Genomic DNA, 15,664 nt, shown 5'->3' with positions numbered 1-15,664 from the left:
TGTGGCGCCTTCTAATGATCGCTCTGCTTATTGATAAATTCGCCAGAGTTGTTTTGCGGGGTGTTTCCTATTGAGTCGCCTTGCATGGAAACGCGGTTTGGTGCATTAAAGCTAAAACGCTTTATGTGATTAATGCCCGACATCCAGGTTTTCCCCGGCGGGATAACATATTCATGGTATAGCCCCCATTCTAAGCCTGCCGTTGGGTAGGCATTCTTATCTAATGACTCCACTAAACCTATCGCGCTAGGCACCGATGGAAGGTAAGACATGACTTCGAAATTAATACCGTCGGGGGCGTATTGAATCGTTTGCTTTTCTGGGCCGTCATGGGAGGAGACAATGGCAATTCCATCTTGGTATTGCCACACGCAGAGCTCGTGACCACTGTGGGTAATAGGATTAAACGCAGACTTGATATACGGGCCTTGAGGGTTATCAGCAATCGCCACGCCCCAACGAATTTCTCGGCCCCCAGCCGTTTTACGCTCTCCCATGCGCTCACCTTTGTAATACAGGTAAAACTTATCACGATAAAACAGTAACGTTGGGTCATGTACTTTATGGCTGTCAAAATCTCCTTGGGATTTAACTAAGAAGCGATTGTCTTGTGTCCCTGCCCACTCGCCAGTGTCTGATGCTGTTAATATAGGTGCATCAAGTTTGCGCCATGGCCCATCAGGTGAAGAGGAATACGCCATGGCCACAGTATTTTTAGTACGATTTAGATAAGGTGCCTTAATGGCCTGATATACGAGATAAAACATTCCTTGGTGAGCCAACACTTCTGGTGTGAAAACGGAGCGATCATCAAACTGACCAACGTCTCCCGTCCCCAGTGCTCGACCTTTTTCTTGCCAATGGTATCCGTCTTTTGACGTGGCATACCAAATCTCAGCTTGATCCCACGGAAAGACTTTGGCGTTAGGATCCCCTGTGCCAAACCCTACGGCCTCCCCTGTAGTGCGGGTATACCAAGTGTAAAATACGTTATCCACCTTAAGTACTTTAGACGGATCGCGCCTGCTCACATTGGGATCGAAAGCAAAGTCACCAAATAAGGTTTCGTGTCTAAACTCACCGAACCATTGTTCATTTTTATGATAATTCCGCGCTAAAGCGCGTTTAGACGCCGCACTCATTGTGTCAGGCTGACTAATTGCCAAATAGGCATAATCCGCTTGAGAATATGCTTTATTAGGCGCGCTCACAGATGTTGATGCTGCGCGGGTCTCTGACTCCATCGTGGTGTTGTTACAGGCCGTTAGGCTTAAAGAAAGCGCCCCGATTAGCCAGTATTTCATAAGTGTGCTTCGCGCACGATATGATTAGGAAATGCCTGAATTGGACGTATTTTCACATCTCGAAAAAACACCTCTGCGCCTTCAGATTGCAACTGTAGCTGCCCTGAGGTTAATGGCTCCCCTTGCTCGTTAATCGAGTCCGTCACAACCATGACCACCTCGCCGTTAACAACAAACACAGCGCTGTCGGCCAACGCGTAAAGCTCCACCGTATTCCAGTTACCATGTTGATAATCTGGCTCTAAATACGCATGACTATAACCCCCAACCTGATTCCGCTCTTGGCTGTTTGGGTCATAAAATTGTTGACCATCTTTATAAGTCGAGCGAATTGTCCCTCCTGGGCCAGCAAGGGGAATGTAGTCACCAAAATCACTTTCTTGAATTTGTAACTCTTGGCATGCCTTCCACACTTTCCAAAATGCACCATGCTCACCTTGGCAGTGAAACAGCAGACCACTGTCACGTTTGGCTTCAAGCCTAGGCGCCCATTTTTTATCCCCCCATTTCACTTGTAAGCTCAAGTGGTAATTTTCAAAGTTTAACTTGCTGGTTAAACCACCATAAATTTCACCGCTCACGTGCAACACGGGTTGCTGCTCTTGGCTAACGGAAAACACACTTTTCACATCGGCATTGAGCCCCATGGCATCACTTGGGTCGCCGTTCACGTTTAAGTTGTCAGCTTGGTGTGTTCCTTCAGGTAATCCTTTTACCGACGAATGAGGCACACCCATCCAAGCATTCCATTGAGACAATTCGCTATCGAGTAAGTAACGCCATTGACTTTCTGGTGCCTGCTTAGTCGTATTATCCGTAGGGGAACATGCACTTAACAGCAACACAGAACAGACGGCTCCAAACCGGCAGAGTTGATAACCCACACGTGGCGAGTGAAATAAAGTATTCATTTTGAATTTACCCTTTTTTTAGGCACACAAGGCACCTGTGAGCGCTATTTGAAGCTCACCCAGTCAATGTTAAATAAGTGTCCTTGTTCGGCGCCTTTAAACACAAATGAGAGATTGTTAACCCCAGTTAACTTGGTGTTAACTGGCGCTTCAAATGCTTGCCATTTATCCCAACCACCCGTGTTGCTGATTGGCACTTGCGCAATAACTTCACCTTCGGGGCCACCTAAGCGCACCTCGACCGTGCCCCCTTGCGTTTTCGAAGCCGCTTGAACGACGATTTTCTTAGCTTGGCCTTGCTCAAAATCAACACGCTCATAGTTCAACCATGCGCCATTTTCTATCCAGTCAACTTGCCAATTCGCTGGTAAGGCTCCTCCAGTCACTTTTGAGACTATGACTCCCTTATCAGACAACATACTGTATCTGTCGATCTGTAATTTTGCCGTCGCCAATGGGGTGCCAATTCCTCGCTCAGTGGGGGTAACTGGTTGAATATATCCGCTATTGTCAAAAAATAATCTGTCGGCTCGCATCGAGCGCAAATGTTGATTTTGGCTTATTTGGTGATGGTGATAAAACACGTACCACTGGTTTTCGTATTCCACAACAGAGTGGTGGTTGGTCCAAATACCATCACGCCAACGTTGCATGAACATGCCTTGATATTCGAAGGGCCCTAAGGGGCTGTCACCCACCGCATAAGCCAACTCTTCAGAGCCGCTTGGGGAATGAGGAAAAGTAAAATAATACACGCCATTGCGCTTAAATAAGAAAGGCCCTTCTTTATACTTAGATGGCAACCCTGCAATTTCTTTAGGCTCGCTCGCTAACTCAACCATGTTTGGCTTAAGCTTGGCTACATAGAGTTTCTCACCTCCGCCGAAGTACAAGTAAGCTTGACCATCGTCATCAATAAACACATTAGGATCAATCCCACTGACGCCTGCTATATAGTCATCCATTACGCTAAATGGCCCCGCAGGAGACTGCGCCGTAGCGACACCAATTCGCCTAAACCCGCTTTCGTCTAGCGGGATATCAGGGAAGTAAAAATAGTATGTACCGTCTTTCTCAACGACATCAGGTGCCCACATGCCAAAACCATCTTTTTTCCCCCAAGGCACATCGGTCTGGTCAACTATAGTGCCATGGTCTTGCCAATCGTGAAGATTGCTTGAAGAAAACACGTTATAGCCGGGCATACAAAACCCGTTGTTACCAAAGCCCTCTTCACACACCACGTCTGTTGAAGGGTAAACATAGACTTTGTTTTCAAATACCCGAGCAGTAGGGTCTGCAGTGAACATATGAGTAACGAGCGGATTATCCGCTAGGGCGGAGCTAGACAGACAACATAAACCTAGAAGCTGTAATTTAAAACGACCTGTGAGCATGATCTTTGACTTATTGTTAAAATGTATATTTGAATATACATTTTCATATATACACTTGCAATGCTGTTTTCTACGTTTGCCACGGGTATTTTTTAGACTTTAGTATAAGAGGAAATGCAAAACGGGCAAATAAACCTACCAATATCGCTCAGTAAGACATAAGAAGTGTATTTAATATAACTGCTTAACACAGTATTTGGCTTCCTAGAAAATCTACGTAACTGTCTATATTCAGTCCTTAGCTGGCATAATTGATTTAACTCAAAGCGTCATTCACACGCAGTGGCAATAGTCACTTGTAACTAATTTGTTACTTAAAAATTTATAATTACTAGGTTATAGCCTGTGTTACGCACAAATTCTAAAAACCATCAGGCATTATCTCTGGCGCATAAGCATCAAAAAATTAACCTAATTAACAATAGCTTAGAAGAAAGTAACCGAATAGTATCCAGCGTGAAAAAAGAGTGAATGTCTGAGCACACATAATTACATTGATAAAACTCCTGATTTACATGTGAATTATCTTTACATAAAAGAAACAACTAAATATACTCATCAACATATAAAAACGACATTTTATATATAATACGAAAAACACACACATACATTTAGTGATACTAGACTGAAACCGAGTCAGATTGCCTTACGGATCTCACCCTACACAGTCGGTATTTAACAGGAGAACTTATAAATGTCTGCAAGTTTCAAATTAAAGCCACTCGTCCTCGCGATGATGCCTCTTTTATTTGCTTCCAACTCTGCAACTGTATTTGCTCAAGATACCGATGCACAAGACACACCCAGTAGCGAAGAAGAGAAAGAGAAAAAGAAAAAAGCTGAAGAAGACTTAGAGGTCATCAAAGTTTCAGGTTATAGAGGAAGCGTTATTCGCTCCATCAACGCCAAGAAATTCTCTGATGGTGTACAAGATTCGATATTTGCAGAAGATATAGGTAAATCTACCGATCAAAACATTGCTGATGCCTTATCGCGTGTCACCGGGGTCACGGTGCAAGAGTCTGACGGTGAAGGTACGCGTATTTCCGTTCGTGGTGCAGGAGCGGCATTAAACCAAATTTCACTTAACGGCGTCGCATTAACATCTGGTTTAAACGGCTCTGGATCAAATCAGAGTGTGTCAGATGAAAGTGTTGATTTAAGTACGTTCTCATCCGACATTCTATCCTCTATCAACGTGATAAAAACTGCCGCGGCAGATCATGATGAAGGCTCATTAGGTGCTAACGTTATTCTTAAAACATTCAAACCCTTGAGTGTAGAAGAAGATCGTCGCTCAATTGAAGTACAAGGGCGGCATAACGAATACGCTGAAAAGAATAACTTTAAAGTAAGCGGTACGTTCTCAGAGAAGTTTCTTGATGATAATTTAGGCATTATCGTTACGGCTTCAAAAGAGACCCAAGATACACGCCGAGATTCATTAGGTGGCGATTGGCTCTCCCCCTACAAAACAGCGCGAATTCGCGAAGGTGGGGCAACCAACTTAGATGGCGAAGTCATCACTGAAGAGCGTGATGCGATTATCGCCAATGGCCGCTCTTTCAATACGTTTGTAAATACGCGTGACCGCGATACGCTCACTATGGGCATTCAGTTTCTGCCCACTGACGTAACAGACGTGCAATTAGACTTGAGCTATTCAAAACAGACCTTTGAACAAGACTCTCATAGCATAAACGTTACTACCCCAGATTTGTCAGTATTGGGTTCTGCCGTCACCAATTTTCACAATACTGAATTCAACGGGTCGGTTCCTGAAACCCAAGCGCATCTGGGCACGGTTTTTACCGATCCTCAGCAAGACTGGTGGATCCTTGATGAACAAAGCAACACATTAGTAAAATCAATAAACCGTTTTGCTTCAGGTGGTTTTTCACGCCAACTATCTGGTAATGAAACCGAGAACAAAGTAGCCACCTTAAAAATTAATCATGAATTAACTGAAGATCTGCTGGTCGAGTTTACTGCAGGTTATTCAAGAACAGACTTTGAATCCCTGCCCAATGCATCTGTCAGAACGCAAAACTGGAACAGGGTGCCGATTCCTGAGTTGGCCGAAGTGCCTGTTGTAGATCCTAACGGTAATGCCGTGTTACAACCCGTTGGTTTTGATTGCAGCACTGGCCAGTGTGTATTGGTCACAGGGGATCAGCCTGTATCATACGTCCCAATCAATGCTGGGGGAGCTCAATCAAATATTTCTCCTACTGGGTTTAGTCCGTATGACTTGAACGCTAATCATTTGGGTGGTTTATCTCGCTACAACGAAGATCAAATCGACACCAATAAATCTGTATTTTTAGATTTTGATTGGGCCGTAGAATTTGTCGGCGTTAATAAGGTTGAGTTTGGCTTTAAATATTCTAGCCGTGATAAAGAGGTCTTCACTGACTACCAAGACTTCTCGAATACCGACGATATTGTGTTGAACCCAGAAACCGGTGAGGTCATATCCGGTTTAGGCCAAGGCGATATCACAGTGGCTGATTTTACAGCAGGCACTGGCTTACCCGTTAGCGACTTCTTTGACGGCCTACTTGGCTCTAATGCCAGTGAATACAACACCAACTACCTTAATGGTTGGGCGATCCTTGACCCAGAAAAAGCGTTTGCTGAGCGATTCCAAATACCAAATTCGGTGTTGGTGAGTAATAACAATGGCGACCGAAAAATCACCCAAGACAACGTGTCTGCCTACGCTAAGCTAAACTTTGAGTACTTTGATTCAAAACTCACCGGTAACATTGGTGTGCGTTATGTGAAAACAGAAAACACCTCCATTGGCAACTCAACCTTTAGCTTTAACGGACAAAATGTTGCATTTGACCCAGTCGCGCTGATCTATGGCAAACAACTGGCTAATACTTCATTGGCGCCGTGCCCAGAGGCCGTGTTTATTGATGGTTCAGTGGTGAACGCCGACCCTAACATTTACCCATGCTACGATGACGGCTTCTCAGGTATCGTTACCAACGATGCAGGTGATTCGGTAGATCGCGGTTTTGCGGTCGAATACGATGCAAACGGCAATGTGGTCAGCCCAGTAGGGCAATTCCCGCAAAACGAACCTGTCACCAACAACTCTCGAAACTGGTATCAATTACTTGACCACAGGGATACTTCAACCCAAAGCGCTAGCGCCCAAGCGCTATTGGACGCGGGTTTAATCTCATCTCTTAGAGAGGTTAACAACCGTGCATTTGCCGGCACCGGTGAAAACGAATCTGAAATTTGGTTGCCAAGTGCAAACTTAAACTATGCCATCAATGATGAATTAATAGCCCGCTTTGCGGCCTCAAAAACCATGGCACGTCCTAGGTTTGACTCTCTTACACCGGGCTTTAGCGCCAGTGAAGACCCATGGGGTGTTGATTCAAGTAGTATTCGTACTAACAACCCTAGACTTCAGCCTTTAACGTCGAACAACATCGATATTTCATTGGAGTGGTACTTCAACAAAGCAGGTTTGGTGTCTGTCGCCTTGTTTAGAAAAGACATGAAAAACTTTGAAGAGCGTGTCAGTGCTGAGGTTTATCTTAAGGATATTCGAACTGACTATGGGCTAGAGTCGATATCCCTCGACGAAATAGTCATCAACCCAGGGGCAGAAACCGAAGTGACTAACCCCAATGATGGTCGCGTAACCCAGGTCAACGAAGTGACACCGTTTAACAGTGACTGTTTGCCTTTCAGGGTAGTTCAAGTGCAAATAGCCAACGTTTTGCCTGTGGAATGTCGTAACTTCCAAGCCAGCGTACTGCGTAACGGTAAAGGCTCAGTCACTCAGGGGTTAGAATTTTCTTACAACCAATCTTATGACTTTTTGCCCGGCTTTTGGTCTGGCCTCGGAGTTAACTTTAACTACACCTTTGCTGACTCAGAAAACGAATCAGACTTTGATGAAACTTTACAGCGTGTCGTGCAACCTGTCCCCCAAGCATATACGCCAAGGCACAGCGCCAATACAACCTTGTTCTGGGAGAAAGACGGACATCAACTTCGCTTAACTCATAGATTTAATTCTGACCAATTCGTGGGCGAAGTGACCAATGGTAACGCTTGGCAAGATTCCACTACCAAGCTTGATTTTAGTGCCACCTACAAATGGGATGAGAACATCACGTTTACGTTCCATGCGCTGAATCTTACGGATGACATCACTCGCACGTACTTCACCTCTCGAGACCTGACCTTGAGAGATGCTGATGGCAACGTAACGGTATTGAGCGAAGGCAACGCACTGACGGATGACGTTTATCAAGGGCGAACCATCGGGGAATACAAAACGGGTCGTCAATTCCGTGTCAGCGCCAGAGTGAATTTCTAACGCACACAAATCGTATTGTCGCGCTTGTTATAACCAAAGGTTAAACGAGCGCCAAAAATTGGAGAATTAGTAAGATGTACACAAACTTACTTAAAAAATGTAGTTTAGGCTTAGCTGTATCTTTGGCGTTAACCGCGTGCGGAGAAGGCGATGGCACGCAAGAATTATTTGGTGACGATGTACCGGCTCCTCAGGTTGCACAAACGAGCCCAACACTGACGTTCAGCGAAGATGAAACCATAACGATTGATTTAACCGATGGGGTCACTAACCCAGCTGATACACCAATATTTATTCGAAAACTTACCTACCTTGAAAAAGTGATAGATGAGTTTGGTAACGAAATACCTGGACCTGATGGCTTAGTACAAAACCTTTTCGTTGGGCCGCCTTTGCCGAACAGAGCGGTCACCGCCACATTGAATGAATTGACGTTCGATGGCTCTGTATTCGAAGATACGCTTGTGCATCCCTACACGGTTGAACAAAGAGACGCCTTAATTCAACAAGTTAACACGCAAAACAGTGAAATCGAAGCAAGCAACAATGCTGACGATGACATCAGCAATGATGAGCCGCTTATAGATGTGCCGCCACAGCTATACTCCCAAGGTGTTTATCGCTTCACTTACTCAGTTGATAATGGTTCAGATACACTACCTGAGGTGGAATTAACGATTACGGTCAATGGTGCCGAAGTCAAAGCACAAGAGATTAATTTAGTCAGTGACGCCAATGTCGAGGTAGCAAAAGGCTATACCGCACAAATCAACGCCAATTTGACGCCAGCAAACACCACCTATATCAACCCTGTGTTCACCAGTATGGACCCACAAGTGGCATCAGTGAGTCCTCAGGGCCTGATAACGGGCGTTGAACTGGGCTCATTTACGATCCTTGTCGCAAACCAAGATGGCACTTTAACGACAGAAGTAACTGGTGACGTCGTGCCATTAACGGACCCCACAGGCATTGCTATTATTGATGACGATGCGGCTGAATCACCCAATACCTTAGCCACAGTCGAAGTTCAATTAGATACACCGCTAGATTTAGATTATCTGTTGTTGCCCGATACTGACGAAGTGGAATTTACCAATAATGTACTTTGGACGTCTTCTGATACAGACAAACTCACAGTGGATGAAGATGGGCTGGTGACACCGCTTGTGTACAACAACGCAGTGGATATGCAGGACGACAACAAAGTCATAGTAACGGCCACGATTGAAGACACCAACTTAACCTATGATACAGAGGTAACGATTGTTCCGGGTGCCAATCTGATGGCTAAAGGTAAGCGTGAATTCTCATCAGAAGATGCCCTCGGCCCTGACTTTCTGTTTGCTAGAACAGATGCAGGCCAAGTTAACCTTGGGGTAATAGAGTTGCGTGATGATGCTAACGCTATTGATGGTCAAAGCTTGTACGTTAACTCTATGGGCGGTAACGGTGTAAAAGCGCAATTTTCACCTAAAGCGTTTGCCCATGCAGGTGTCGATACTTCTGTCGCCCACGAAGTGAGCTTCGATGTTCGCGTCATTCAAGGCAGCGCCATTCAGGTTTACTTCCAGTCTCCAGGTGTGATCAATTGGCAAACCACAGTGCTAAATGTGACACCAGAGCAAGTAGCCAATGGTGAAGTTGTGCGCTTTACTCACAGGTTCAACAGCCCAGGCGAGAGTCGCAACGATGGCAGTTTTTACTTTAACTTCCATGTTGAGCCAAGTGTCGAAGCGTACATTGACAACTTGTCTTACGAGAATGTCGAATAAACGTTAAGTAACATCTATAAAAGCCCCGTATATCGGGGCTTTGTCGGTAACACGCTTCATGTTTTTCACATAAAAGAAGTTGGTTACCCAATGAAAAAAACAACGATAACAATATTAGGTGGTGGCACAGCAGGCTGGATGTCAGCGGCCATACTCGCTAAAGGCTTACCTAACGATAGATTTCATATCCGCTTAGTCGAAAGCCCTGACATTCCAAGTGTCGGCGTCGGTGAAGCCTCCATCCCGCCACTCACCCTATTATTAAAATATTTAGAATTAGACGAGCACCGTTTTTTAATGCGACTTAACGGTACATATAAGTACGGTATTCAGTTTGAAGATTGGTCTGAAATAGGTAACCGATACATGCATGCGTTTGGAGATATTGGTACGCCATTCAACGCACTTTCATTCCCCCAGGCTTGGCTCAAATACGCGGGCCCCCTTAACCTAACCGATCTCGGTAGTTATATCCCCAGTGCAGTGGCGGCAAAGGCGGGCAAGTTTCATCCGCCGCTGGCCATTCCAAAAGGCGCTAACCCACAACACTTCTACCCTCTTTCATTGCTATTTTATGCGTACCAATTTGATGCCAGCAAGCTTGCAGACTTGTTAAAGCAATACGCACAGGAACACTTGGTTGAACATATTGAAGGCACAGTGAGTCGTGTTAATAACAAACGCAACGGAGACATATCAAGTTTGAGTTTACGCGATGGACGTAATGTTTCTGGGGAGTATTTTGTCGATTGCTCCGGTATGTATGGACGTTTAAATAAGGTGCACTACGGATGTAAATTCAACGATTGGAGCCATGAATTGCCTTGTGACGCTGCTATCGCCGTACAGACGAAACGCGATACGCCTGCTGCAGCCTATACCAAATCAATCGCTATGAACGCTGGCTGGCGCTGGGAAATTCCCCTGCGTGATCGCACAGGAAACGGATACGTATTCTCTAGCCGATTTCTAACTGACGAGCAAGCATTACAAGAACTGAAGAAGGCACTTGCAGGTGAACAACTCATCACCGAGCCTAAGATCCTTCATTTTAAAACAGGCTGTTTGACTACGCCTTGGCATCGCAACAGTATTGCCATCGGGCTTGCTAGCGGGTTTCTTGAGCCTCTTGAGTCGACCAGTATTCATCTTATTCACAAATACGCACTCGAGCTAAAAGATGCACTTATCTCTGGGCAAGACAGAGCTCACGAGGCCAAGCGTTTTAACCGCATGTTTTATCATGAGGCTGTAAGCATAAAAGACTTTTTGCTCACGCATTATCATGTATCTAAACGTACCGACACCCCATTCTGGCAACACTGTAAGACGATGCCGATCCCGCAAACATTGCAACATTACTTGGCCGAATTTAACCGCACTGGCTACATCAACTTACCTGAAAGTAGTTTGTTTCCTTTTCAAAGTTGGTTTCAAGTGTTGGTGGGGCAAGGCTACTTAGGGGACTATTCCGCTTTTTCAGACAAACAGTTCGATGCGCAGCAAGCTGAGCCGTTCTTCAATAACGTGAAACTCGCCATACAGTCAGAAGTCGCACGCTTAGCACCGCATCAGTCCTACCTCCAATAGTACCTCAGAAAAATAACAAGGTGGCTTTATGCAAAACACAAAAAAATCTTACACGCGACACACATTAGCACTTGTCTTAACCGGCTTGTTTACCGCTCAAGCATTCAGCTTTGGTACCGATCCTGTGTCTAGTTACTTGACGCAAGGCAAGGCCGTGGGCAATTGGACGGCGTCGATAGGTAATGGCTTGAATTACTATATTCCCTTGGAGGATCAACAAGCCGCCACGGCTAGGGGGAACTTAACGGTCCGCCCAGCACAGCAAAATACCAAGGGGGACGCGCTGAACCTAAAGTGGAAGGGCCGGAAAGTGAAAAATGAATGGGGTGGCAACGCGCTCTACGACAGCACCTTCAGCTTAGGAAGAAGCAATGCGGATATATCGTCGGTGAAAAAAATAGCGGCATTAGTGCTTAACATAAAGGTGCTACGGGCACCGAATGCGTTAACTAAGCTCACGATGCAATGCAATAACTCAAATAAATGTATCGGTGAGTTGCCCATTAATACGGCGCTGGGGAAATTACAAAAAGACCAATGGCTGAATGTGCCCATACCGTTAAGTTGTTTTGATAAATCTGGCCAGTTCGATTTTAGCAACGTCACCAGTATATCGATTGGCACCCAAGGCAAAATGGAGATTGAATTAGCGAATATTGGCTTAGCCCCGCTGCCCGATGACGCTTCTGGTTGCTAGTGTTGCCGATTAAGCTAAGTTGTTTTATCAGCGGTTTATCGCCGGCGGCAAAAGCACATTCCTTGCAAAAAAACGGTAAGCGAGCCTTGCTTACCGTTACGGCCTATTACTGACGCTGTTGCCACACGCGCACGTATTTAACTCTATATTCTTCATCCGTACGATTATCATCTGGTAAGGCGTTAAACCATTTGTTTGATTCATTATTAACGTTAATTGTCAGCGGCTGGTGCCAATGGGTATTTTCAACTTCTCGAAACATAAAACCGTCAATAAAAAAGCGGATCACGTCTTCGTTCCATTCTAGCCCCCAAACGTGATAGTCCTTTTGAATCTCATCTGGGTGATAGTATTTCTTTGAATCAGAGAAATGTTTTTTGACATTCCCATGCTCCTTAGGCGAGCGAAACACATGCAGGTTACTGTTGATATCGTGACGCTGGCCATCAACACAGGGGCAATTCTCTTGAATGTCAATTTCTGTCCACCACTCTTTGGTGCCCATGGTCAACCAGAACCCAGATACCCAAGGGGCATCCATTAACTTTGCTTCTGACTCAAAATAGCCATAAAGCACACGCTCTTTGGTTTTAATAAACCCTGATGAATGTGTATATCCTTCAGGTAATTCGGTATCTCCATGTTGATTAATAGACATAACCAGCTCGCCGCCTTCTAAGCGAGTATTGTCTTTGTGAAAAAAGGTCGGCTCTCGCCCTTTCCAACCAGGGTTAGTTGGGTGCCAACGTTGGGTATCCAATATTTGGCCATCGAATTCATCAGTAAACTGTGAATTTAAAACCCACTTGCCCTTGTTGTTTTGATCCGACAAAGGGAACTGCTGGTTTTGCCGCTGCACTAAATCGCTTTTTTGGATAATGGCCGTGTATCCAGGGGGCGGCACAGTTAACTCCTGTGCGTCACTCACGGTACACAATGTCAAAGACAACCCGCTGACCATCGCCTTCATTGTCGCTTTTAATATTAGTTTCATGCTCAAAACGCCTTATTTACTGCTGTTCAAGGTTATAAAAACAGGCTCAGCACCTTGGGTATCCACCCGTAAGGTAATGTCTCCCGCTAGGTCAGTAGACTGAATAATGGCTAAGGCTCGCCCTTGGTGAGGTAAAATATTATCTGCACGTTCGTCTTGTACGCTGTTCTCCCAACCGTTGTCCACAGCCAGTAAGGTGCCAGGACCAGACACACTAAAGCGTACGCTGTCATCATGGTTAAGGACGGTGTTGCCGTTTTTATCCACCAACCTGACATGCACATGAGCAACATCGTACTGATCCGCTTGCATTTGGGTTTTAGTCGACGTGAGTTCTATGGATGCGATAGTTTGGTGGGTATGTAATGCGTACTCTGCAACAGGCTGCCCATCATTGTAACCAACGACCTTTAGCTCGCCTGCTGTGAACGGTAACTGCCAAAATAAAATACGGTTATTGTCGTCACTGATAGATTGCTTGCCCAGTGAAACCCCGTTTAACAGTAATTCACTTTGCTCGGTGTTTGAATAAACGTGAACGATAACGTCTTGTTGCGGTTGATAGTTCCAGCTATCGTCAACGTCATACCATTCCCATGCTCTAAGCCACTGCATTTTTTCAATAGGGTGAGCACGTTCGGTAAACACCCAACCTTCTTGTTCATTAAACTGGTACTCAGATTCAGCGGCCTCTATGGTCGCCAAATAAACCTTAGGTTCGTCAACCCAAAACCCTTCAAACTGATGACCACGAGGGGTTTTATTGCCCGCATAGTCGAACAAGGAAATCTCTAATCCTTTGCGCGGCCAAGGCCCTGCCTCGCCTTTGTATGCGAAGCCTGTCCAAATAAAAATGCCCGGCACGAATGCACGATCTTTGGCTGCTTTCCATTCTGGCCACGTGCCCCAGTTTTCCGAGCCATAAATTGGTTTATCTGGGTACATCTCGTGGGCTGCGTCGTACTCTTGCGAGCGATAATTAAAGCCCGCTACGTCAAGAGCATCGGCATAGCCGCTTACAAAGTTCACTGATGGGGTGACCATGCCAGCGGTAACGGGTCGTGATACATCGAGCTTTTTAACGATGTTTGCTAGGTATTTGGCCGTTCGCGCAAGATGGTCGACTTCTTGACCTTTGTTGTTATCAAATTCTTTGCGTACCCTGATAGGGTCGTAAACAGGTGGGTTTTTGCCGTGATAATCTTTTTTGTCACCATCCCATTGTTGAGACGCATTGTAGTAAGGGTATGTCCACTCGATTTCATTACCGATACTCCACATGATGACGGAGGGATGATTAAAATCACGACGGATCAAATCGCTTAGGTCGCGCTCGGCCCATTGGGGGAAATGCTCAGTGTAGGATTTAACCGCATCTCCCTTGCCGGCGTTATCGCTTAAAAATACCACGCTCTTGTCTTTCGGGCGCAACCAATCATCAAACATTTCAGCGATGACTAAAAAGCCCATCTCGTCAGCTAAATCGAGCAGATCTGTCGAGTGGGGGTTGTGTGCCAATCGCAGGGCATTCACTCCAACAGATTGAAGCTTTTCTAGGCGGTAACGCCAAATTTCTTTTGGCACGGCTGCCCCCACGGCCCCTGCATCATGATGCAAATTGACACCTTTAAACTCAGTGCTTTTGCCATTAAGTAAAAAGCCTTGGTCTGGATCGAAAGCAAGGCTTCTTACGCCAAATTGCGTTTCGGTTGAATCGACAACTCCCAGTTTACTGCGCAGCGCCACCTTAGCGGTGTACAAGTTCGGTTGTTCAAGCGTCCACAGCTGGGGACGCTGCAACTGCAGTTCACTGTTTATTACAGTTGCCTGGCCTTGTTTGAGCTTAGTTTTTGATGCAGCAACTTGCTTACCATCTGGGTCTAAGATTTGGACATCTAGATATAAGTTCGAGCTATTAGACTCTTTAGCTTCATTTATACCAGAGAGTGCAAGGTCAGTGAGTGCCAACTCAGCACGGACAGAAACACTTGCTTTATCGGCGCTGACCTTAGGCGTTAAGACTTGAACTCCCCAATGTTCAATATGATTTTGATTGGCTTTCACCAATCGAACGTCACGGTATATGCCAGAGCCGGTATACCATCTTGCGTCATTGTAGGCAGTGCGATTCACTTTGACGGTGACCATGTTTTTGCCCGCTAACGCATGTGCTGACAGATCGATAGCAAAGCTGCTGTAGCCGCTGGGACGTCGCCCTGCAAAGTGGCCGTTTATCCAAATTTCAGCATTGTTATAAATGCCGTCAAATTCGAACCACATGGCTTTGTTCATGTCACTTTGAGACAGCGAAAATGGCTTTCGATACCAGCCTATTCCACCTGCTTTAAAGCCGGTGCTTGATGCGCTTTTTTCTTGTGAATAGGGTAAATCGACCGACCAATCATGAGGTAACCTTACTCGCTCCCACTCAACGCCTTCAGCGTTATCAGGGATAAAGGCTCCTTCTACTTCACCAAGATGGAACTGCCAGTCAAAATTGAAATCTATCGTTTTTCTTGCTTCGGTATCGGCTAAAACGCAGCTGCTCAGGCAGCCATATAGCAATACGATGAATGACCATTTTTTCATTTTTTGTCCCTTAACGAGTAGCAGACGAAGCTATTTTCTGAGGTGCCGTCTTTCTT

At 45.5% G+C, this 15,664-nt stretch carries 9 protein-coding genes; 4 read left to right on the top strand and 5 right to left on the bottom strand.

Annotated features, from left to right (window positions below; translation table 11 throughout):
* Positions 1–11: 11 nt before the first annotated feature.
* Genes PATL_RS04150 through PATL_RS04140 form a run of 3 tightly spaced genes read right to left on the bottom strand, consistent with a single transcriptional unit; the run spans position 12 to position 3,612 of the window.
* Complete coding sequence (locus PATL_RS04150; RefSeq protein ID WP_011573701.1) at positions 12–1,304, bottom strand: glycoside hydrolase family 117 protein; 1,293 nt, start codon at positions 1,302–1,304, stop codon at positions 12–14.
* A complete protein-coding gene (locus PATL_RS04145) occupies positions 1,301–2,215 on the bottom strand; it encodes a 3-keto-disaccharide hydrolase (protein WP_011573700.1) in 915 nt (304 codons plus the stop codon). The genes PATL_RS04150 and PATL_RS04145 overlap by 4 nt, the downstream gene beginning before the upstream one ends.
* Positions 2,216–2,259: 44 nt before the next feature.
* Positions 2,260–3,612: a family 43 glycosylhydrolase gene (locus tag PATL_RS04140; protein WP_011573699.1), complete on the bottom strand. Its 1,353-nt coding sequence runs from the start codon at positions 3,610–3,612 to the stop codon at positions 2,260–2,262.
* A gap of 694 nt (positions 3,613–4,306) precedes the next feature.
* Here PATL_RS04140 and PATL_RS04135 point away from each other — a divergent pair.
* The 4 genes from PATL_RS04135 (at position 4,307) to PATL_RS04120 (ending at position 12,025) form a co-directional block, all read left to right on the top strand.
* Entirely contained in the window at positions 4,307–7,963 is a 3,657-nt protein-coding gene (locus PATL_RS04135) for a TonB-dependent receptor (RefSeq protein ID WP_011573698.1), read from the top strand.
* A 74-nt stretch (positions 7,964–8,037) separates the two neighbouring features.
* The gene (locus PATL_RS04130) at positions 8,038–9,738 is read left to right on the top strand and encodes an Ig-like domain-containing protein (protein WP_011573697.1); all 1,701 of its coding nucleotides are present in this window, start codon (positions 8,038–8,040) and stop codon (positions 9,736–9,738) included.
* A gap of 90 nt (positions 9,739–9,828) precedes the next feature.
* Positions 9,829–11,328 carry a tryptophan halogenase family protein gene (locus PATL_RS04125; protein WP_011573696.1) on the top strand — a complete coding sequence of 500 codons (1,500 nt, stop codon included), beginning with the start codon at positions 9,829–9,831 and terminating at the stop codon, positions 11,326–11,328.
* Between the two features lie 28 nt (positions 11,329–11,356).
* Positions 11,357–12,025 (top strand): putative glycoside hydrolase, encoded by a 669-nt coding sequence (locus tag PATL_RS04120; RefSeq protein ID WP_011573695.1) that lies wholly within the window; start codon positions 11,357–11,359, stop codon positions 12,023–12,025.
* Between the two features lie 106 nt (positions 12,026–12,131).
* Here the strand turns inward: PATL_RS04120 and PATL_RS04115 are convergent, their stop codons facing one another.
* Both PATL_RS04115 and PATL_RS04110 read right to left on the bottom strand, forming a co-directional pair.
* Positions 12,132–13,019, bottom strand: a complete 888-nt coding sequence (locus PATL_RS04115; RefSeq protein WP_011573694.1) for a family 16 glycosylhydrolase — start codon at positions 13,017–13,019, stop codon at positions 12,132–12,134.
* Positions 13,020–13,031: 12 nt separating this feature from the next.
* Positions 13,032–15,608, bottom strand: a complete 2,577-nt coding sequence (locus PATL_RS04110; protein ID WP_011573693.1) for a glycoside hydrolase family 2 TIM barrel-domain containing protein — start codon at positions 15,606–15,608, stop codon at positions 13,032–13,034.
* Positions 15,609–15,664: the final 56 nt, after the last annotated feature.

Origin of the sequence: Paraglaciecola sp. T6c (assembly GCF_000014225.1) — a bacterium.
Taxonomy (GTDB): domain Bacteria; phylum Pseudomonadota; class Gammaproteobacteria; order Enterobacterales; family Alteromonadaceae; genus Paraglaciecola; species Paraglaciecola atlantica_A.
Note: the sequence above shows the minus strand (reverse complement) of the source record. Positions and strands in the feature narration are given on the sequence as shown.